This window comes from Mycobacterium sp. IDUB_36 (genome assembly GCF_055419225.1).
Genome location: NZ_JBVAXH010000001.1, coordinates 1388067 through 1407878, shown reverse-complemented (window position 1 = coordinate 1407878; position 19812 = coordinate 1388067). Strand labels below are relative to the sequence as shown.

Annotated in this window: 22 protein-coding genes; 19 read left to right on the top strand and 3 right to left on the bottom strand. The window is 67.1% G+C overall.

Annotated features, from left to right (window positions below):
• From mftG to ACZYW1_RS06905, 4 genes are all read left to right on the top strand, one after another.
• Complete coding sequence (gene mftG / locus ACZYW1_RS06920; protein WP_463787725.1) at window positions 1-1446, top strand: mycofactocin dehydrogenase MftG; 1446 nt, start codon at window positions 1-3, stop codon at window positions 1444-1446.
• 66 nt (window positions 1447-1512) lie between these two features.
• A complete protein-coding gene (locus ACZYW1_RS06915; protein ID WP_463784361.1) occupies window positions 1513-2172 on the top strand; it encodes a TetR/AcrR family transcriptional regulator in 660 nt (219 codons plus the stop codon).
• Between the two features lie 225 nt (window positions 2173-2397).
• Window positions 2398-3990 carry a carboxylesterase/lipase family protein gene (locus tag ACZYW1_RS06910; protein WP_463787724.1) on the top strand — a complete coding sequence of 531 codons (1593 nt, stop codon included), beginning with the start codon at window positions 2398-2400 and terminating at the stop codon, window positions 3988-3990.
• Window positions 3987-4340 (top strand): nuclear transport factor 2 family protein, encoded by a 354-nt coding sequence (locus ACZYW1_RS06905; protein ID WP_463784359.1) that lies wholly within the window; start codon window positions 3987-3989, stop codon window positions 4338-4340. The genes ACZYW1_RS06910 and ACZYW1_RS06905 overlap by 4 nt, the downstream gene beginning before the upstream one ends.
• 3 nt (window positions 4341-4343) lie before the next feature.
• Here ACZYW1_RS06905 and ACZYW1_RS06900 read toward each other — a convergent pair whose 3' ends face one another.
• Entirely contained in the window at window positions 4344-6695 is a 2352-nt protein-coding gene (locus ACZYW1_RS06900; RefSeq protein ID WP_463784357.1) for a PGRS repeat-containing protein, read from the bottom strand.
• A gap of 136 nt (window positions 6696-6831) precedes the next feature.
• Window positions 6832-7317 (bottom strand): hotdog fold domain-containing protein, encoded by a 486-nt coding sequence (locus tag ACZYW1_RS06895; protein ID WP_463784355.1) that lies wholly within the window; start codon window positions 7315-7317, stop codon window positions 6832-6834.
• Between the two features lie 370 nt (window positions 7318-7687).
• Here ACZYW1_RS06895 and rpsJ point away from each other — a divergent pair, with 370 nt between their 5' ends.
• Genes rpsJ through rpsQ form a run of 11 tightly spaced genes read left to right on the top strand, consistent with a single transcriptional unit; the run spans window position 7688 to window position 13244 of the window.
• On the top strand, window positions 7688-7993 hold the full coding sequence (gene rpsJ / locus ACZYW1_RS06890; protein ID WP_003873519.1) for a 30S ribosomal protein S10: 306 nt from the start codon (window positions 7688-7690) through the stop codon (window positions 7991-7993).
• 14 nt (window positions 7994-8007) lie between these two features.
• Window positions 8008-8661 carry a 50S ribosomal protein L3 gene (gene rplC / locus ACZYW1_RS06885; protein ID WP_293000927.1) on the top strand — a complete coding sequence of 218 codons (654 nt, stop codon included), beginning with the start codon at window positions 8008-8010 and terminating at the stop codon, window positions 8659-8661.
• Window positions 8661-9335, top strand: coding sequence for a 50S ribosomal protein L4 (rplD, locus tag ACZYW1_RS06880; RefSeq protein ID WP_463784353.1), 675 nt, complete (start codon window positions 8661-8663; stop codon window positions 9333-9335). Before rplC ends, rplD begins: the two co-directional genes overlap by 1 nt.
• A complete protein-coding gene (rplW, locus tag ACZYW1_RS06875; protein ID WP_463784352.1) occupies window positions 9335-9637 on the top strand; it encodes a 50S ribosomal protein L23 in 303 nt (100 codons plus the stop codon). The genes rplD and rplW overlap by 1 nt, the downstream gene beginning before the upstream one ends.
• Window positions 9638-9673: 36 nt before the next feature.
• A complete protein-coding gene (gene rplB, locus ACZYW1_RS06870) occupies window positions 9674-10513 on the top strand; it encodes a 50S ribosomal protein L2 (protein WP_463784350.1) in 840 nt (279 codons plus the stop codon).
• A 21-nt stretch (window positions 10514-10534) separates the two neighbouring features.
• Window positions 10535-10816 (top strand): 30S ribosomal protein S19, encoded by a 282-nt coding sequence (gene rpsS, locus ACZYW1_RS06865; protein WP_006245110.1) that lies wholly within the window; start codon window positions 10535-10537, stop codon window positions 10814-10816.
• The gene (rplV, locus tag ACZYW1_RS06860) at window positions 10813-11397 is read left to right on the top strand and encodes a 50S ribosomal protein L22 (RefSeq protein WP_293000891.1); all 585 of its coding nucleotides are present in this window, start codon (window positions 10813-10815) and stop codon (window positions 11395-11397) included. The genes rpsS and rplV overlap by 4 nt, the downstream gene beginning before the upstream one ends.
• Window positions 11397-12242: a 30S ribosomal protein S3 gene (gene rpsC / locus ACZYW1_RS06855; protein WP_463784348.1), complete on the top strand. Its 846-nt coding sequence runs from the start codon at window positions 11397-11399 to the stop codon at window positions 12240-12242. Before rplV ends, rpsC begins: the two co-directional genes overlap by 1 nt.
• A 2-nt stretch (window positions 12243-12244) precedes the next feature.
• Window positions 12245-12661 (top strand): 50S ribosomal protein L16, encoded by a 417-nt coding sequence (rplP, locus tag ACZYW1_RS06850; RefSeq protein WP_240259930.1) that lies wholly within the window; start codon window positions 12245-12247, stop codon window positions 12659-12661.
• The gene (gene rpmC / locus ACZYW1_RS06845) at window positions 12661-12903 is read left to right on the top strand and encodes a 50S ribosomal protein L29 (protein ID WP_463784347.1); all 243 of its coding nucleotides are present in this window, start codon (window positions 12661-12663) and stop codon (window positions 12901-12903) included. The genes rplP and rpmC overlap by 1 nt, the downstream gene beginning before the upstream one ends.
• The gene (rpsQ, locus tag ACZYW1_RS06840; RefSeq protein WP_463784345.1) at window positions 12903-13244 is read left to right on the top strand and encodes a 30S ribosomal protein S17; all 342 of its coding nucleotides are present in this window, start codon (window positions 12903-12905) and stop codon (window positions 13242-13244) included. Before rpmC ends, rpsQ begins: the two co-directional genes overlap by 1 nt.
• Window positions 13245-13263: 19 nt before the next feature.
• On the opposite strand, the gene ACZYW1_RS06835 is transcribed toward rpsQ, so the two are convergent.
• A complete protein-coding gene (locus tag ACZYW1_RS06835; protein ID WP_463784344.1) occupies window positions 13264-14190 on the bottom strand; it encodes a bile acid:sodium symporter family protein in 927 nt (308 codons plus the stop codon).
• 653 nt (window positions 14191-14843) lie between these two features.
• Between ACZYW1_RS06835 and ACZYW1_RS06830 the strand changes: the two genes are divergently transcribed.
• Genes ACZYW1_RS06830 through ACZYW1_RS06815 form a run of 4 tightly spaced genes read left to right on the top strand, consistent with a single transcriptional unit; the run spans window position 14844 to window position 19811 of the window.
• Window positions 14844-15152: a PE family protein gene (locus ACZYW1_RS06830; protein WP_463784342.1), complete on the top strand. Its 309-nt coding sequence runs from the start codon at window positions 14844-14846 to the stop codon at window positions 15150-15152.
• 2 nt (window positions 15153-15154) lie between these two features.
• Entirely contained in the window at window positions 15155-16714 is a 1560-nt protein-coding gene (locus ACZYW1_RS06825; RefSeq protein WP_463784341.1) for a PPE domain-containing protein, read from the top strand.
• A 57-nt stretch (window positions 16715-16771) separates the two neighbouring features.
• The gene (locus ACZYW1_RS06820; RefSeq protein WP_463784339.1) at window positions 16772-19123 is read left to right on the top strand and encodes an arylsulfatase; all 2352 of its coding nucleotides are present in this window, start codon (window positions 16772-16774) and stop codon (window positions 19121-19123) included.
• Window positions 19116-19811: a hypothetical protein gene (locus tag ACZYW1_RS06815; protein WP_463784337.1), complete on the top strand. Its 696-nt coding sequence runs from the start codon at window positions 19116-19118 to the stop codon at window positions 19809-19811. The genes ACZYW1_RS06820 and ACZYW1_RS06815 overlap by 8 nt, the downstream gene beginning before the upstream one ends.
• Window position 19812 lies beyond the last annotated feature (1 nt).

The window sequence follows — 19812 nt, the reverse complement described above, 5'->3', positions numbered from 1 at the left end:
CTGACCGCAGCAGCGCTGCACAGCGATGTGCTGATCATCGGCGCCGGAAGCGCTGGATCCGTTGTCGCGAGCCTGCTTTCAGCGGATCCGAACCGCCTGGTGACGGTTCTCGAGGCCGGCGTCGGTCTCGCTGACCCGACGTTGCATGCGGAGACGTCCAACGGGCTCCGGCTGCCGATCGGAGCGGCCAGCCCACTGGTCCAGCGCTACCAGACCAGACTGACCGAGCAGCCGGTCCGTCCGATGCCGATCGTGCGGGGCGCGACACTCGGCGGTTCGGGCGCCGTCAACGGCGGCTACTTCTGTCGCGGTCTGCGACGCGACTTCGACGGCTTCGGCATACCGGGTTGGTCGTGGTCGGACGTGGCCGAACACTTTCGCGCGATCGAGACCGATCTGGACTTCACCGGACCCGCCCACGGCGACGCTGGTCCGATCCTGGTTCGCCGGACCAATGAAATCATCGGCAGTACAAGGCTTTTCGTTGATGCAGCCGAACGATTCGGACTGCCGTGGCTGCCAGACCTGAACGACGTGCCGGACGCCGACGCATTGCCTTCCGGCATCGGCGCCGTCCCGCTCAACATCGTCGACGGCATGCGGATCGGGCCCGGCGCCGCTTTCCTGCTGCCCGCCCTCAACCGGGCAAACCTTTCGCTGTTGACGCAGACCCGGGCGTTGCGCCTGCGGATCTCGGGCGGACGCGCCACCGGCGTCCTTGCCGTCGGGCCGAGCGGGCCGATCACCATGACCGCCGATCGCATTGTGCTGTGTGCCGGTGCGATCGAATCCGCCCATCTACTCATGCTTTCCGGCATCGGCGACGAGGCGATGCTGCGCGCCGTCGGTGTCGACGTAATGGCTCCGGCTCCGGTCGGGATGGCCTGCAGCGACCACCCGGAATGGGTGCTGCCGACCACCTGGACCGTCGCCACCGGGCGACCGGTGCTCGAGGTCGTGCTGAGCACGCCCGACGACATCGAGATCCGGCCGTACACCGGCGGCTTCGTGGCGATGGTCGGTGACGGAACCGCGGGCCATCCCGACTGGCCACACCTCGGGGTGGCGCTGATGCGCCCGCTGTCCCGCGGCCGGGTGTCGCTGGTCTCGGCTGACCCGCTGGTGCCGCCGATGATCGAACACCGATACGACAGCGAACCGGCCGACATCGCGGCACTGCAGGCGGGTTGCGAGCTGGCTCGCGAAATTGCCGGTCCTACAACCGAAGTCGGCGATCCGGTGTGGTCGACCTCGCAGCATCTGTGCGGTACCGCCCCGATGGGCGGTGCCGACGACCCGTCGGCTGTCGTCGATCACCAGTGTCGGGTGCGCGGCATCGACGGACTGTGGGTGATCGACGGGTCGGTATTGCCTTCGATCACCAGCCGCGGCCCGCACGCCACCATCGCGATGCTGGGGCACCGGGCGGCGCAGTTCGTCGGCTGACCAGCCAAGCTCTGCACCGAGACCAGCGCTCTATTGCGTACCCTTGACTAGGTCGGACACAAGGAGGTGGTCCTCATCGCCGAGAAGAGCGATCCGCGCCCAGCTCGCTCCCGGGCCAGGTTGCTGGAGGCTGCCACCGCGTTACTTCGCGCCGGCGGTCCGAGTGCAGTGACCGTCGACGCGGTGACGCGCGGCGCGAACGTCGCCCGTGCGACCCTCTACCGCCACTTCCCGAGCGGAAACGACTTGCTGGCAGCGGCTTTCAGCGGTCTGATCCCGCCGGCGCCGATGCCGTCCGCTGAGGGCGCGCTGCGTGATCGGCTGATCGCACTGGTCACGGATTTCGCGCAGACGATCGGCGATCGACCGAGCATGGTGATGGCGATGAGTTGGCTGTCGCTGGGCCGTGACCTCGAGCAGTTGCCGGAATCGGACCGCAGTCGCACCGCGGACAGTCCCGCGGTCAGCACTTTGCGTGAGCGCATCGCCCAGCAGTACGCCGCCCCGTTCGACGCGATCTTCGACAGCCCGGACGCCGCGGAGTTGGGCGAGATCGACCGCACCCGCGCGATCGCGCTGTTGATCGGGCCGGCGGTACTGGGTCGGCTGTCCACCCTGCCCGACTTCGATTACCGTGACGCCGCACAGGCTGCTGTAGACGGCTTCCTGCACGTGCAGCGGGCGCAGCACGAAGCGCTCGAGAATGCTCCCGGTGCCGGTGCTTGAGGTCAATGCCCAACAAACACGTTTCGGCACAATAGATTTCAGCCTCCTCGACACCTCGGCAGCCCCGGGTCAGCGGCCGATCTCGGCAGCGGCACTTTTGGACACGTGTCACACAGTGACTTCGTGATCGCGGAATCGCCGATGGCCGGTTTCCGGTGATCCGTAGGCTGTTATTTCGTGCCCATCCGAACGCCGCGTCGCCGACGAGCGTGGGCCGTCGTGCTGATGACGGCCCTGCTCGCGGTGGCGTGCGGCCAGGATGCCGTCGTCAAGCCGCGGAAGGCGGAGCCGGCTTACGCGGGCCCGTTGGACGGAGGGGTGGTGAGCACCGCGCTCGGATCGATCCGCGGCGAGGTCGCCCCGGATTACCGTCTGTTCCAGAGCATTCCGTACGCGGCGCCGCCGGTGGGCCCGCTGCGGTGGCAATTGCCCCGGCCGGCGGCGCGCTGGCCGGGCATGCTGGATGCCACCAAAGCCGGGCCGCAATGCATGCAAGACACCGGCCTCAAGCCGGGCGTCGGCAAACCGACCAGTGAGAACTGCCTGACCCTCAACGTCTGGACGCCGCCGCGTGCCCAGCACGGCGAGAAGCGTCCGGTGATGGTGTGGATCCACGGGGGCGGGTTCGTCAACGGCAGCGGCGACATCTACCACTCGCGCTGGCTGGCGGCCAAAGGCCACATCATCGTGGTCACGCTCAACTACCGCCTCGGCGCGCTGGGTTTCTTGGCCCACCCGTCGCTCGGCGCGCCCGGAACGGTCGGCAACTACGGACTGGCCGACCAGCAGGCCGCGCTGCGCTGGGTCCACGACAACATCGCCGCATTCGGCGGCGACCCGAAGAAGGTGACGATCGCCGGCGAATCCGCGGGCGGAATGTCGGTCTGCGACCACCTGGTCGCGCCGGGGTCGGCCGGGTTGTTCCGCGCGGCGATCATCCAGAGCGCGCCGTGTCAGGCGCAGACCGACCTGGAGTTCGGGCAGAAGCAGAGTGTGAACTACGCCATCGCGGCGGGTTGCCGCAATCCCGCCACGACCGCGCGGTGCCTGCGTGGCCTACCGGCGACCCGACTCGAACATCCGCCCTGGTACTCCTTCCTTGGAGACTCCGACGCGCTGTCCGGCCCGGTCACCGGAACGCCTGCGCTGCCGGACAATCCGGTCGCGAGCATCGCCGCCGACCGCGCCGCTCACGTTCCGGTGTTGCTCGGCGTCAACCACGACGAGTTCACGCTCTTTGCCGCTTTGCGGGCGGATCGGTTGCGCCGGGGTGTCAGCGCCGCCGAATATCCGCGCACGCTCAGTGACATCTTCGGCGCCGACGGTGCCGCGGTGCTGGCGCACTATCCAGCCGACCACTACGGCGGCGACCTGTCGCTGGCCTACTCGGCGGCGGCAACCGATGGCGTATTCGCCTGTGTCGCAGACAGAATGGCCGACTCGCTGAGCCGCAATTCGCCGGTCTACGCCTATGAGTTCGACGATCCACACGCGCCCGCGCCCGATTTCCTGCGCCACGCGCCGTTCCCGGTGGGTTCCAGCCATTCGCTGGAACTGAGGTACCTGTTCAGCATGGGCGGGGCCCCGCCGCTGAATCGTGGCCAGCAGATCCTGTCCGATCAGATGATCAGCTACTGGAGCCACTTCGTCACCAACGGCGCACCGAAGGCGGCGGGCCTGCCCGACTGGCCGGCCCAGGACGGCACTCCCGAACACAATGTCTGGATGTCATTGCGACCCGGAGGAAGTCAGGTCAGTCTCGACTTCGAGGCCGAACACCAGTGCCCGTTCTGGGCGACACTCAAAGGCGCGCAATGAGCGGTCTGGAGCCGGCCGGTTTCGCCGTAGAGTGGGCCGCGGCGTGGAACCGTCGCGACGTCGACGCGGTGCTCGCGCATTTTCACGACGACGTGGTGTTCACATCACCGATCGCGGCCCAAATAGTCCCTGGCTCAGCGGGAGTGGTGCGGGGCAAAGCGGCGCTGCGCGAATACTGGTGTACTGCAATCGAAGCCGTGCCCGACCTGCACTTCGAGGTTGTCGGCGTGTACCGCGGCGTGTCGACACTCGTGATCCACTATCGCAACCAGAAGGGCGGTCTGGTCAACGAGGTGCTCGAGTTCGACGGCGCGCTGGTGCGCCGCGGCCACGGGACCTATCTGGCCTGAGGTCTAGGGGTGGTTGGCGCCGTTCGTGCCGGTCGCCGTGTGCCCGTCAGCGTTTCCACCGCCAGTCGCACTCACGCTGGCGTCAGTGCCGTTTCCGCCGGTCTGACCGGACCCAGTGCCGCTGCCACCGTTGCCGCCCGCGGCGGACGCGCCGCTCGCGGAACTGCCTGTGCCTGTCGCGGAAATGTCCGCGTTGCCGCCAAGTCCGCCGTGGCCCCCGTTCGATCCTGCCCCTCCGTCGGCGCCTTGGACTGTGCCGCTGGCGAGAGCGTTACTTCCGTCGGCAGAGATGAAGGAAGAACCGCCAGGGCCTCCGATCGAGAACCTGCCGCTCGAATCGCCGCCGGTGCCGCCGGTCGCCGAGCCGCTCGCTGTGCCACCATGACCCGTCTCGCTGCTGGTGATGTAGGCGCTTCCACCGTTGCCGCCGTCCGAAAAGCCAGAGTCCGTGCCGACGGCGTTGCCACCGTCGCCTCCGGTGGCCTCGCCATAGGACACGCCGTCGGTCCCCGCATAGATTTCACCCCTTCCACCGTCACCACCCCAGGCGGAGTCGGTGGCGGAACCGCCGTCACCGCCGATCGCGATCGCGTCGTGACCGACCCCGTCGATCGCGCCCCCGTTCCCGACGCCGAGGACGCCGGCCCCGCCGAAGCCGCCGTCGCCTCCGAATCCGATGCCCGCGCCGCCATCCCCTCCGCGAGCGATGCCACCGCTGATGCTGCCGCCGTCGTTGTGGACCTCGGCGAAGCCGCCCGTGCCTCCGATGCCACCGCCGGAGCTGCTGCTCGCGCTACTACTACCTGCACCGCCGTCACCGCCGATCGCCGTTGCTCCACTCGTAGTACCGGCGGAGGCCGATGAGATGGCTGCGGAGCCGCCGTCCCCGCCGCTGCCTCCGATACCGTCGCCGCCCTCGCCGCCGGTGGCGGTTCCGCTTGCAATCGCGCCCAGTGGGGTCTGAGACGGATGGGACGTCTCGATCGAGGCAAAGCCGCCGTTGCCGCCTGTGGCGTGGCCGGTGGCATCGCCTCCGTTGCCGCCGTTGGTGATTCCGCTTGCTGTGCCGCCAAACCCGTGGATGAGGGCGTTGCCGCCGTCACCACCGTCGCCGCCAGACCCTATGCCGCCGTCGCCGCCGTCGCCGCCATTCGCTGTGCCGCTTGCCGAGCCGAAAAACTCCGCTGTAATGGAGGCGTTGCCACCATGGCCGCCGTACCCACCGGACTCGCCGTTGATGCCGCCGGTGCCCGCGCCGCCGCTGCCGCCGTCGCCTCCGGTGGCGGCACCGCTGGCCGAGTCGCCGTGAATTTGCGCACCGCCGCCACCCCCGCCGCCGCCGCCGCCGTGGCCGGGTCCGGTGAAGTCGCTTGTCCCGCCAATTCCGCCGGCACCACCGTGACCGGCGACCGCCCCGCTGCCGTCGCTCAATCCGTCAGTCCCGGCACCGCCATGGCCACCGTCGCCGGCTTCGCCCAGCAACGACACGTTCGACCCGCCGGTGCCGCCGATTCCTCCGTCACCGCCCGCGCCGCCACTGAAGCCGTTGTCGAAATCGCCGCTGGCTCCGCTGCCGCCGACACCACCATCACCGCCGATGCCGAAAAGGAACCCGCTGGCGTCGCCACCGTCACCGCCGAATCCGCCGACGCCATGACCGCTAAAGCTGAAGACACCGTCGCCACCCGCCCCGCCGGTTCCACCGATGCCCATGGCGGTCGCGCCGCCGTCGCCGCCGTTGGCACCGAGGCCGCCGTCGCCGCCCATCCCGCCGTCCCCGTAGAAGGCGGCTCCGCCGTCGCCGCCGTCCATCCCGGCGATGGTGCTGTCCCAGCCATCACCGCCGTCGCCGAACCAGAGACCACCGGCGGTGCCGTCAGGGGCCGCCTCGATGCCTTCGGTGCCGTTTCCGATCAGGAATTGCCCGTACATCTCGTTGATGTTGTTGTCGAAGGTGATGGTGCTGGGCCCTAGGAATGAGGTCCCGTCGATCCACTGCTGCTGGAAGGAGTGGATCGGTTCGTAGACGAACTGTGCGTAGAGATGCGCGAAGTCCATGGAGTTCGTCGCCGCGGCGCTGGACGCATCGATGCTCGCGGCCGCATCGAAAGCGGAGTCGAGGTTGGCCACCCAGCTGGTCCAGTCGGCCCCCAAAACGGGATCGAGGCTGGCCAGCGAATTGATGATCGGGTCGATGATCGCGTCCAGGCCGTCTGCGTGAGCAGCTGGCGCGCCGGCCAGGGGCGTCAGACCGAACGCCAGTACAGCTCCGGCGCTGGAGCTCCAGCCGATCAGGCGACGGCTGATACCGGCCTTCGCCTGCGGTTTGACGAACCAACTGCGCCCATCGCTCATGCCAAGACCCCAATCAGCGTTCTCTTACGCTTTTCTCCTGCAAATCACAGGAAACTCAGTCCAGACGCTAGAGCGACAGCGAGCGCGGCGATACAGGGATTTCCCTCGTTATTCGAGGGAAGCGGGCGGGGCAGCGTTATCGAGCAGGCGTGACCCAGGTGGTGATGTCGGCGTGCACGACCTCCACCCCGTTGCGATCGGTGATGCTGACCGGGACGACGAGATCCCATCCTTTTTGGCCCTCGGTGATCGCGGCGAAGTCCGGCGGGTCGAGCTCAGCGCGGGCCAGTAGCGATGTAGTGGCCTTGCCGAGGTACTGGACGTTCATCGCCTTCGGTATCCACCGGTGGCTGCGGGGGACCGTGGCTTCCATCAGCATCCCCATCGCCACCTCGGCCGCGTTGCAGGACGCGATGGCATGCACGGTGTGCAGGTGGTTGTGGACGAAGAACCACTTCGGCACCCGCACCTCGGCCAGGCCCGGTTCCATCGTGACCACATGCGGCAGCACTGAGGCGAAGTACGGGACGCGCGCCATCGCCGCCACTGAAAACAACCGGCTGCCGCCGGGTGCGCCGGAAAGCCGTTGCCAAGCCGCATATGTGCTGGTCGAGCGTGCCATGTCCGGACACCTTACTCTGGAGTAAGAATGGTGCGGCGGGTGATCGGGCATCCGCGCGGTCGCCTATTCGCAAGGATTTGGCCCGCACCGGGTTCTGGGGCATACTGTTCGGGTTGCCTTGAGGCAGGTTCGCGCCTGGCTGGGCATACGACCAGCGCCCACACGGGCGCATCCGGTCCCAATCTGGAGCGTGACCAATTTCGGTCGCGGCCCAGGCTGCGTGAGGGCGACACACCCGACCGCGGGGGTCGGTGAACCAAGACAGGTAAACAGCGGCGCACAACCGGGCGCAGCGTCATGTTCGGCCGAGCCGGACGTTGACGATGGTGTCCGGCAGGAAACCGGGTCTCGACCTGGAGAGTGAGGAAGCGTGGCGGGACAGAAGATCCGCATCAGGCTCAAGGCCTACGACCACGAGGCCATTGACGCCTCGGCGCGCAAGATCGTCGAGACGGTTGTCCGTACGGGCGCCAGTGTGGTTGGCCCAGTGCCGCTGCCGACTGAGAAGAACGTGTATTGCGTTATCCGCTCACCGCACAAGTACAAAGACTCGCGGGAGCACTTCGAGATGCGCACTCACAAGCGCCTGATCGACATCCTTGACCCAACCCCGAAAACCGTTGACGCGCTGATGCGCATCGATCTGCCTGCCAGCGTCGACGTCAACATCCAGTAGGAGAGCTGCGAGCAATGGCGAGAAAGGGCATTCTGGGCACCAAGCTCGGCATGACGCAGGTGTTCGACGAGAACAACCGCGTCGTCCCCGTGACGGTGGTCAAAGCCGGGCCGAACGTGGTGACCCGCATCCGTACCCCCGAGGTCGACGGGTACAGCGCGGTGCAGCTGGCCTACGGCGAAATCAGTCCACGCAAGATCAACAAGCCGTTGGCGGGTCAGTACGCCGCCGCCGGTGTGAACCCACGCCGGCACCTGGCCGAGTTCCGTCTGGAGGACGAGGCCGCGGCTTCCGACTACGAGGTGGGCCAGGAGCTGACGGCCGAGATCTTCGCTGCCGGAACGTATGTCGACGTGACCGGCACCTCGAAGGGTAAAGGGTTCGCGGGCACCATGAAGCGCCACGGCTTCAAGGGCCAAGGCGCCAGCCACGGTGCCCAGGCGGTCCACCGCCGGCCCGGATCCATCGGCGGTTGTGCCACCCCGGCGCGTGTCTTCAAGGGCACCCGGATGGCCGGTCGGATGGGTAGCGACCGGGTGACCACCCAGAATCTGTTGGTGCACTTGGTCGACGCCGAGAACGGCGTGTTGCTGATCAAAGGCGCGGTGCCCGGCCGCACGGGCGGACTCGTCGTGGTCCGCAGCGCGATCAAACGAGGTGAGAAGTAATGGCTGCCGAAAAAGCGGCGAAGGGTCTGACGATCGACGTCCAGACGCCCGCCGGTAAGAAGGAAGGCTCCGTCGAGCTACCAGCCGAGCTGTTCGACGCGCCCGCCAACATCGCGCTGCTGCACCAGGTCGTCACGGCCCAGCTGGCCGCGAAACGCCAGGGAACGCACGCGACCAAGACCCGCGGCGAAGTTCGCGGGGGTGGACGCAAGCCGTACCGGCAGAAGGGCACTGGCCGCGCACGCCAGGGCTCGACGCGTGCGCCGCAGTTCACCGGTGGTGGTGTGGTGCACGGTCCGCAGCCGCGCGACTACAGCCAGCGCACCCCGAAGAAGATGATCGCCGCCGCACTGCGTGGCGCGCTGTCGGACCGGGCGCGCAACGGCCGCATCCACGCGGTCACCGAGCTGGTGTCGGGTCAGACGCCGTCGACCAAGAGCGCCAAGGTTTTCCTGGCCTCGCTGACCGAACGCACGCAGGTGCTGGTGGTCATCGGTCGCAGCGACGAGGCCGGTGCCAAGAGTGTGCGCAACCTTCCGGGCGTGCACATCCTCTCGCCGGACCAGCTCAACACCTACGACGTGCTGCGCGCTGACGACGTGGTGTTCTCGGTGGAGGCGCTCAACGCCTTCATTACCGCGAACACCCGTGGCGCCGAGGAGGTTTCGGTCTGATGGCAACCATCACTGACCCCCGCGACATCATCCTGGCCCCGGTCATCTCGGAGAAGTCCTACGGCCTGATCGATGACAACGTGTACACGTTCCTGGTTCACCCCGACTCGAACAAGACGCAGATCAAGATCGCGATCGAAAAGATCTTCTCGGTCAAGGTGGCCGCAGTGAACACCGCGAACCGCCAGGGTAAGCGCAAGCGCACCCGCAGTGGTTTCGGACAACGGAAGAGCACCAAGCGCGCCATCGTGACGTTGGCGCCTGGCAGCAAGCCGATCGAGCTGTTCGGCGTCACGGCGTAGCCGCGGAACAGCCGAGGATAGAGAGACTTAACAGACATGGGAATTCGCAAGTACAAGCCGACGACCCCCGGTCGTCGCGGTGCCAGCGTCTCCGATTTCGCCGAGATCACTCGCTCGACTCCGGAGAAGTCGCTCATCAAGCCGTTGCACGGCAAGGGTGGGCGTAACGCGCACGGCCGCATCACGACTCGTCACAAGGGTGGCGGGCACAAGCGGGCCTACCGCGTCATCGACTTCCGTCGCAACGACAAGGACGGCGTCGACGCGAAGGTGGCGCACATCGAGTACGACCCGAACCGCACCGCGAACATCGCACTGCTGCACTTCCTGGACGGCGAGAAGCGCTACATCATCGCGCCCCAAGGACTCAAGCAGGGCCACGTGGTGGAGTCCGGCGCCAACGCCGACATCAAGCCGGGCAACAACCTGCCGCTGCGCAACATCCCGGCCGGTACCTTGATCCACGCGGTCGAGCTGCGGCCCGGCGGCGGTGCCAAGCTGGCTCGCTCGGCGGGCTCCAGCATCCAATTGCTGGGTAAGGAAGGCACCTACGCCTCGCTGCGTATGCCCAGCGGTGAAATCCGCCGGGTCGACGTGCGCTGCCGCGCCACGGTCGGCGAGGTGGGTAACGCCGAGCAGGCCAACATCAACTGGGGTAAAGCCGGCCGGATGCGCTGGAAGGGCAAGCGCCCCACCGTCCGTGGTGTCGTGATGAACCCGGTCGACCACCCGCACGGTGGTGGTGAGGGTAAGACCTCCGGTGGTCGTCACCCGGTCAGCCCGTGGGGTAAGCCCGAAGGCCGTACCCGTAAGGGCAGCAAGCCCAGCGACAAACTCATCGTCCGACGCCGGCGCACCGGCAAGAAGTCTCGCTAGCGGCAGCCAGGAGAAACAGACATGCCACGCAGCCTCAAAAAGGGTCCGTTCGTCGACGACCATCTGCTCAAGAAGGTCGACGTCCAGAACGAGAAGAACACCAAGCAGGTCATCAAGACCTGGTCTCGCCGTTCGACCATCATTCCTGACTTCATCGGCCACACCTTCGCCGTCCACGACGGCCGCAAGCACGTGCCGGTGTTCGTCACCGAGTCGATGGTGGGCCACAAACTGGGTGAGTTCGCACCGACGCGCACCTTCAAGGGACACATCAAGGACGACCGGAAGGCGAAGCGGCGATGAGCACGGCTACTGAATTCCCGTCGGCGACCGCCGTCGCACGGTTCGTGCGGGTGTCGCCGACCAAGGCGCGCCGGGTCATCGACCTGGTTCGCGGCAAGTCGGTGACCGAGGCACTCGACATCCTTCGCTGGGCGCCCCAGGCGGCCAGCGAGCCGGTGGCCAAGGTCATCGCGAGCGCTGCGGCCAACGCGCAGAACAACAATGGGCTCGACCCGGCGACCCTCGTGGTGGCCACGGTCTACGCCGACGGCGGCCCGACCGCCAAGCGGATCCGTCCCCGCGCCCAGGGCCGCGCGTTCCGGATCCGCAAGCGCACCAGCCACATCACGGTGATCGTCGAAAGCCGGCCGAGCAAGGACGGGCGGGGCTCGCAGTCCGCGAGCGCCACCCGCGCCCGGCGCGCGCAGGCCAGCAAGGCCGCGGGCACCGCACCCGCCAAGAAGGCTGCCGCCGACAAGGCACCCGCCAAGAAAGCAACAGCCGACAAGGCGCCGGCCAAGAAGGCGTCCCCCAAGAAGGCAACCGCCGCGAAGTCCGCTGCTCCTGAAGCGACTTCGGAATCGAAGGAGGGCTCGGAGTAGTGGGCCAGAAGATCAATCCGCACGGATTCCGGCTCGGCATCACCACCGAGTGGAAATCCCGGTGGTACGCCGACAAGCAATACGCGGACTACATCAAGGAAGACGTGGCGATCCGCAAGCTGCTGTCGACCGGCCTGGAGCGCGCCGGCATCGCCGACGTGGAGATCGAGCGCACCCGTGACCGGGTCCGGGTGGACATCCACACGGCCCGTCCGGGCATCGTGATCGGTCGCCGCGGCACCGAGGCCGACCGCATCCGCGCCGACCTGGAGAAGCTGACCGGCAAGCAGGTCCAGCTGAACATCCTCGAGGTGAAGAACCCCGAGTCGACGGCGCAGTTGGTCGCGCAGGGCGTTGCCGAGCAGTTGAGCAACCGGGTGGCGTTCCGTCGCGCGATGCGCAAGGCGATCCAGTCGGCGATGCGCCAGCCCAACGTCAAGGGCATCCGGGTGCAGTGCTCGGGCCGTCTCGGCGGCGCCGAGATGAGCCGCTCGGAGTTCTACCGCGAAGGTCGGGTGCCGCTGCACACGCTGCGCGCCGACATCGACTACGGCCTGTACGAGGCCAAGACCACCTTCGGCCGCATTGGCGTGAAGGTCTGGATTTACAAGGGCGACATCGTCGGTGGCAAGCGCGAGCTGGTTGCGCCTTCGGCCGGCGCCGAACGTCCGCGTCGTGAGCGTCCGTCGGGCACCCGCCCGCGTCGTAGCGGATCCGCGGGTACGACGGCGACCAGCACCGAGGCCGGCCGCGCCGCGTCGAGCGCCGAGGAGGCTTCTGCCGCACCGGCAGCGGCGCCCACCGCCGAGGCGCCCGCCGCCGAGGCGCAGAGTACGGAGAGCTAATCATGTTGATTCCCCGCAGAGTCAAGCACCGCAAGCAGCACCACCCGCGTCAGCGCGGGATCGCCAGCGGCGGAACGTCGGTCAGCTTCGGTGACTACGGCATCCAGGCACTGGAGCACGCCTACATCACCAACCGCCAGATCGAGTCCGCGCGTATCGCGATCAACCGGCACATCAAGCGTGGCGGCAAGGTGTGGATCAACATCTTCCCGGACCGTCCGCTGACCAAGAAGCCCGCCGAGACCCGCATGGGTTCGGGTAAGGGTTCGCCGGAGTGGTGGATCGCCAACGTCAAGCCGGGTCGCGTGCTCTTCGAGCTGAGCTACCCCAACGAACAGACCGCCCGGGAAGCACTGACCCGCGCGATCCATAAGCTGCCGATCAAGGCACGCATTGTCACCCGAGAGGATCAGTTCTGATGGCAGTGGGAACTTCGCCGGGCGAACTGCGCGAGCTCAACGACGAGGAGCTCGTCGAGAAGTTGCGCGAATTCAAAGAAGAATTGTTCAACCTGCGCTTCCAGATGGCGACCGGCCAGCTCGCGAACAACCGCCGGCTCCGCACGGTCCGCCAGGAAATCGCACGGATCTACACCGTGCTTCGTGAACGTGAACTCGGCCTGGCTTCCGGGCCGCTCGGTGCAGAAGGTGGTGAGTCGTAATGGCTGAGGCGAGCAAAGCCGCCCCCGCGAAGACGGCGGACAAAGACGCTGGCGCCAAGGGGCCCAAGCGCACTCCGGCCACGCCCAAGCCGCGTGGTCGTCGTAAGACGCGCATCGGCTATGTGGTCAGCGACAAGATGCAGAAGACCATCGTGGTCGAGCTCGAGGACCGTATGCGTCACCCGCTGTACGGCAAGATCATCCGGACCACCAAGAAGGTCAAGGCGCACGACGAGCACGGCGATGCCGGCATCGGCGACCGCGTCTCGCTGATGGAGACCCGCCCGACGTCGGCCACCAAGCGCTGGCGGCTCGTCGAGATCCTGGAGAAGGCCAAGTAGTCATCCGCCCCGCGGCCGACTAGACGGTCGCGGGAGCCGGAGCCTTCCGGTAGGCGGGGTCGAGCCGGCGAATCGTGAAGACGAACGCCAGCGCGATCAGCGGCGCGATCGATCCGTAAACAGCTGCGGGCGTGGCAATTTCGACGCTGTTGAGCAGTTGCGGACTCAAAGCGATGCCCATCGCCAGCATGGCGTTGTGCAACCCGATCTCCAGGCTGACGGCGACGGACTGTGGCGGCGCCAAGTTCAGTCGACGTGGTGCCAGGTAGCCGACAGTCAGGCTGACCACGCAGAACGTGACGACGGCTCCGACCAGGGGGCCGAGGTTGGTCCATATCGTCGTCTTGCCGCCGGCAATGGCCCCGAGACTGACCGCCACCAGCAGAACCGCGGCCGCGATCCGCACCGGCTTTTTCAGCCGTTCCGCCAGCGCCGGATACCGGTGACGGACGGCGACGCCGATCGCCGTCGGTATCAGGATCAGCCCGAACACCCCCAGGAATTTGTCCGCCTGCAGCGGGATGAATCGGCCCTCGTCCAGGAACCAGAACATCGAAAACGCCACTGTCGCGGGCAGGGTGACAACCGACAGGACCGCGTTGATCGCGGTGAGAGTCAGGTTGACCGCCAGATCTCCGTTGACCAGGTGGCTCATGATGTTCGCCATCAGGCCGCCCGGCGCCGCGGACATCAACAGGAGTCCGACCGCCAACTTCGGTTGCAGGTGAAACGCCTCGGCGATCAGCAGGCAGAACCCGGGCAACACCAGGGCTTGGCACAGCAGGGCCACACCCAGCGGGCGGCGTAATGAGGCTGCGCGGCGGAAGTCGGCGACCGTCAGCGTCAGCCCGAGGGCCAGCATGACGGGCACGACGACCAGCGGGAAGTACCGGTTGTCCATGACGCTCCAAGTGTCGAGGGCCGCATCGCCAGTGCCGATCGGCATCGAGCGTGCGGCGACGCAGGCAGCTAGTTAGCTCGGCTTAGCTGACTATCTAGGACTCTACGGCCTGGCGGATCGGTGGCGTCAGCTCCGGGCGGTCTCGGGCGTCGTCGGACGCGTCTGGAGCCCCGGCCTTCCGTCCCCGGCCGCGCCAGCGGTCGTCCATCGAAACGTCGAGATCGGCAGGCTCAAATACATTGTCGGCCAATCTATTTGACGCTACGAAGCCCCCGAGTGCCGACTACCCGGCAAGTCTCTTATGGCACCGATTCGGCACCGATTCGGCTCGAATCATCATGAGCCAAAACTCGGCGGCGGTGCGGTGCTGCTGGGCGGCACAGTGGGCGCCGCGAAAGCCGAGTGCACGCAGATACTTCAATATTTGAAACACGTTGACGCGGTGGCGATGTCAAAACCACCGTGATTCAAAGCAGTGTAGACAGCAGCGCCCTGATCAGTACATTTGCCAGAAAAAACACCGAATAGCCATGCAAGTGAACATATTTGGATTTCGAGCTGGTGAAAGCGCGCTTGGTACAACGCGCGGCGGGACACAATCGCGGTGGCTCTCGACATCAGGCAGCCGGACCTCAATTGGATAGATTTCCAATGCTCCCCATGTCAGCCCCGACCAACCCATCGAAGGAGTGGCAGTTATGACTTTGCGCGTCGTTCCCGAAGGCTTGGCCGCCGCTTGTTCCGGGGTAGAGGCCTTGACGGCCCGCCTGGCGTCCGCCCACGCCGCTGCCGCGCCGCTGATCACCGCCGTCGTGCCGCCTGCCGCAGATCCGGTGTCGCTGCAGAGCGCCGCGGAGTTCAGTGCCCGCGGTGGACTGCACGCGGCGGTCGCCGCCCAGGGTGCCGAAGAACTCGGTCGCGCGGGGGTCGGTGTAGGGGAGTCGGGTACCAGCTATGCCGCGGGCGACGCGGCGGGGTCCTCGGCATACCTCTCCCCGGTGGGCTGACGATGACCGCGCCGATCTGGATCGCGGCACCACCGGAGGTGCACTCGACGCTGTTGAGCAGCGGTCCGGGGGCCGGCCCGCTACTGCAGGCGGCCGGCGCCTGGACTTCTCTGAGCACCGAATACACCGATGTGGCAGACGAACTCACCGAACTGCTCGCCGAGGTGCAGGCCGGTGCGTGGCAGGGGCCGAGCGCGGAGTCGTTCGTCGCCGCGAACGCGCCCTTCCTGGCCTGGCTGAACCAAGCCGGCGCGAACAGTGCCGCCGCCGCCGCTCAGCACGAGACGCTGGCCGCGGCCCACACCGCCGCACTGGCCGCCATGCCGACCCTGCCGGAGCTGGCCACCAACCACGTGGTGCACGGCGCGCTGGTGGCGACCAACTTCTTCGGGATCAACACCATCCCGATCGCGCTGAACGAGGCGGACTACGCACGCATGTGGGTGCAGGCCGCCGCCACCATGGGCACTTACCAAGCGGTCGCCGGATCAGCCGTCGCGGCGACGCCGGTGACCGAGCCTGCGCCGCCAATCCTCAAGGGGGACAGTCAAACCAGCTCGACAGCGGCACCGGCCGATTCCACCGTCACGCCGTTGGATCAACTCATCGTCCAGTTCCTGCAGGCGCGTGGTATCACCTGGGATCCGGCCAGTGGCACCCTGAACGGGCTGCCCTACTCGGCGTACACCAACCCGCTGACACAGCTCTACTGGGTGAAGAACACGGTCACCCTCGTTCAAGAGCTCGAGACCTTCGCCCAGTTGCTGGCCACCAATCCTCAGGCGGCACTGGCGAGCCTGACGCCGGCCAACATCATCGCGTTCCTGGTGGCGCATCCCGTGGTCGCCGCCGCCGTTGCGGCCAGCTCCACCCTTACTGCACTGCCCGCGGCCGCCGCGGCAGCGGTGGCATCCGTGGCCGCTGTGGTGGGCCTGATCGATCCCTCGCTCTTTCAGCCCTTCCTTCCGCCGGTCCCGCCGATCGCGCTACCGATCGCACCGGTGATCGCGTCGACCCCGCTGGCCGCCGCAACCGTCGTACCCACGGCGCCGGCGCCATCGGCCCCAGCCGCACCCGCACCAAGCGCTGCCGGCGGCTCGGCACCGGCGTCACCCCCTCCGCCGCCCGCCGCCGCCCACGGGTTGGCATTGCCGTACGCGTTCTTCGCCGGCGGTGGACCGCCGATCAACTTCGATTCCGGGGCCAAGGCCGGCGCCGCCGCCAGTGCGCGAGCGAAGGCACCCGCCGAGTCGGCTGGGGTGGCCGCCGCCGAAGCCGCCCGTCGACGGTCACGACGGAAACGGACGCAGCAGGCGCACAAGCATGACTATGCCCATGCCACAATGGATTACGAGGTCGACCCGGAATGGGACAACCCGCCGCCCGCCTCTACTGCCGCATCGGACAGCGGCGCAGGTTCGCTCGGTTTCGCCGGCACGGTGACAAAGTCCACCGAGCAGGCGGCGGGACTGGCGACGCTGGACGGCGACGACTTCGGCCCTGGACCCAGGCTGCCGATGTTGCCGCATACCTGGACGCCGGACGAGGGTCAGAACGGCTAGCAGCGGTGTAGTCTGCATCGGTAGTCCCGGGGGTCCACTACGAGAGTGAGGCCAGCGATGGCTACCGAGTTCACCGGCAAGATCGAACTGGATATCCGTGACTCGGAGCCGGATTGGGGCCCGTACGCCGCGCCGACCGCGCCGGAGGGCGCGCCCAACGTCCTGTATCTGGTGTGGGACGACACCGGCATCGCGACCTGGGACTGTTTCGGTGGACTGGTGGAGATGCCCGCCATGACCAGGATCGCCGAGCGCGGCGTGCGGCTGTCACAGTTTCACACCACCGCGCTGTGTTCGCCGACCCGTGCCGCACTGCTGACCGGTCGCAACGCCACCACCGTCGGCATGGCGATGATCGAGGAGTTCACCGAGGGCTTCCCCAATTCCAACGGCCGGATCCCCTTCGAAACCGCTTTGCTGTCCGAGGTTTTGACTGAGCAGGGCTACAACACCTACTGCATCGGCAAGTGGCATCTGACCCCGCTCGAGGAGTCCAACCTGGCCTCGACCAAGCGACACTGGCCGACCTCGCGCGGCTTCGAGCGCTTCTACGGGTTCATGGGCGGCGAGACCGACCAGTGGTACCCGGACCTGGTCTACGACAACCACCCGGTGAACCCGCCCGCTACTCCGGAAGAGGGCTATCACCTGTCGAAAGACCTCGCGGACAAGACAATTGAATTCATTCGCGATGCGAAGGTGATCGCCCCGGACAAGCCGTGGTTCAGCTACGTATGCCCGGGCGCCGGCCACGCGCCGCATCACGTCTTCAGGGAATGGGCCGACCGCTACGCCGGCAAGTTCGACATGGGCTACGAACGCTATCGCGAGATCGTGCTGGAGCGGCAGAAATCGCTGGGCATCGTGCCGCCGGACACCGAGCTGTCGCCGGTCAACCCCTATCTCGACGTGACGGGGCCCGACGGCCAGCCGTGGCCGCTGCAGGACACGGTCCGGCCGTGGGAGTCGCTGGATGACGAAGAGAAGCGCCTGTTCAGCCGCATGGCGGAGGTGTTCGCAGGTTTTCTGAGCTACACGGACGCCCAGATCGGCCGAATCCTGGACTATCTCGAGGAGTCGGGTCAGCTGGACAACACGCTGATCGTGGTGATCTCCGACAACGGCGCCAGCGGTGAGGGCGGTCCCAACGGTTCGGTGAACGAGGGCAAGTTCTTCAACGGCTACATCGACACCGTCGAGGAGAGTCTCAAGCTGTTCGATCAGCTGGGCGGGCCGCAGACCTACAACCATTACCCGATCGGGTGGGCGATGGCCTTCAACACCCCGTACAAGCTCTACAAGAGGTACGCCTCCCATGAAGGCGGCATCGCCGATACCGCAATCGTCAGCTGGCCCAACGGGATTGCCGCACACGGCGAGGTCAGGGACAATTACGTCAACGTCTCCGACATCACCCCGACGGTCTACGACCTGTTGAACATCCAGCCGCCGGACAGCGTCAAAGGCATTCCGCAGAGGCCGCTGGACGGTGTGAGTTTCAAAGCGGCGCTAATCGATTCGTCCGCCGACACCGGTAAGGAAACCCAGTTCTACACGATGCTGGGCACTCGCGGAATCTGGCACGACGGCTGGTTCGCCAACACCGTGCACGCCGCCACCCCGGCAGGCTGGGGACACTTCGACGCTGACCGCTGGGAACTGTTCCACATCGAGGCCGACCGCAGCCAGGTTCACGACCTCGCCGCCGAGCATCCCGACAAACTGGAAGAGCTGAAGGCGCTGTGGTTTTCGGAGGCGGCCAAGTACAACGGGCTGCCGTTGTCGGATCTCAACATCATGGAGACGCTGATGCGCTCCCGCCCGACGTTGAGTGGTGACCGCGACAGCTACGTCTACTACCCCGATTGCGCAGAGGTGGCCACCGGCGCCGCGGTCGAGATTCGCGGGCGCTCCTTCGCGGTGCTGGCCGACGTCACCGTCGACACCGCCGGGGCTGAAGGCGTGCTGTTCAAGCACGGCGGCGGTCATGGTGGTCACGTGCTCTTCATCCAGGACGGGCGGCTGCACTACGTCTACAACTTCCTCGGCGAGCGCCAACAGGAGGTCGCGTCGTCGGGCGCGGTGCCGCTGGGCCGGCACCTGTTCGGCGTTCGCTACGCACGCACCGGCACCGTGCAGAACAGCCACACGCCGCTCGGCGACATCACGCTGTTCGTCGACGACGAGACGGTGGGCACGCTGGCCGACGTCCAGTCGCATCCCGGCACGTTCGGTCTGGCCGGTGCCGGCATCACGGTCGGGCGCAACGGCGGCTCGGCGGTGTCCAGCCGCTACACAGCGCCGTTCGCGTTCAGCGGCGGCACCATCGCACAGGTCACCGTCGATGTCTCCGGTCGGCCATACCAAGACGTGGAAAAGGAATTGGCGCTAGCCTTTTCGCGTGACTGAGACGCCGTCCCGCGCCCGCTGGGCCGCACTGGGCGCCGCGGGTCTGCTGGCGATCGCCGCGCTGCCGGGCTGCGTCCGGAACACCGGCGGCGCGGCCACCTGGACAGGCGGGTCGGTGGTACCGCAGTCTCGTCAGCCACCGACTCACCAGGGCAGGCCCGCGCCGGGGATCGAGACGACGCTGCGGCAGCCGGTCCCGCCCAACGCGTTCGTCTGCTTCCCGGCGCCGGGTGGGGACGGCATCGGCACCGTGGCGCAGGTCGACGATTCGGCCGCACCGCGGATCACCGTCACCGTTCCCGACGGGTGGACCAGCGAACCGGGTCAGCGGGACCTGGCACTGTCACTCAGCGGTCCCGACGGGATGACCGCAACGGTGACCATCGTCGCGACGAAACTCGATCCGGCCCGGGCTTTTTCCGACTACGCGGCCACGTTGGCGCATTCGAAGTCCGACTTCCAGGTGCAGACCCTCGGGGCCAAATTCTGCGGGTTCAGCAGTCAAAAGCTGGTCGGGACGTTCGTGGAGCCGTCGGGCACCGTGGAGTTCGGCGACCGGCTCACCCACATCTGGACCAACACCGCCGACTACCTGGTCGCCGTCCACGTCGAGGGCCCGCTCGACACCCCGGGGTTCGGCGCCGCGAAAACCACCCTCACCCAGGACTTCGCGGTCGTCATACCCTGAA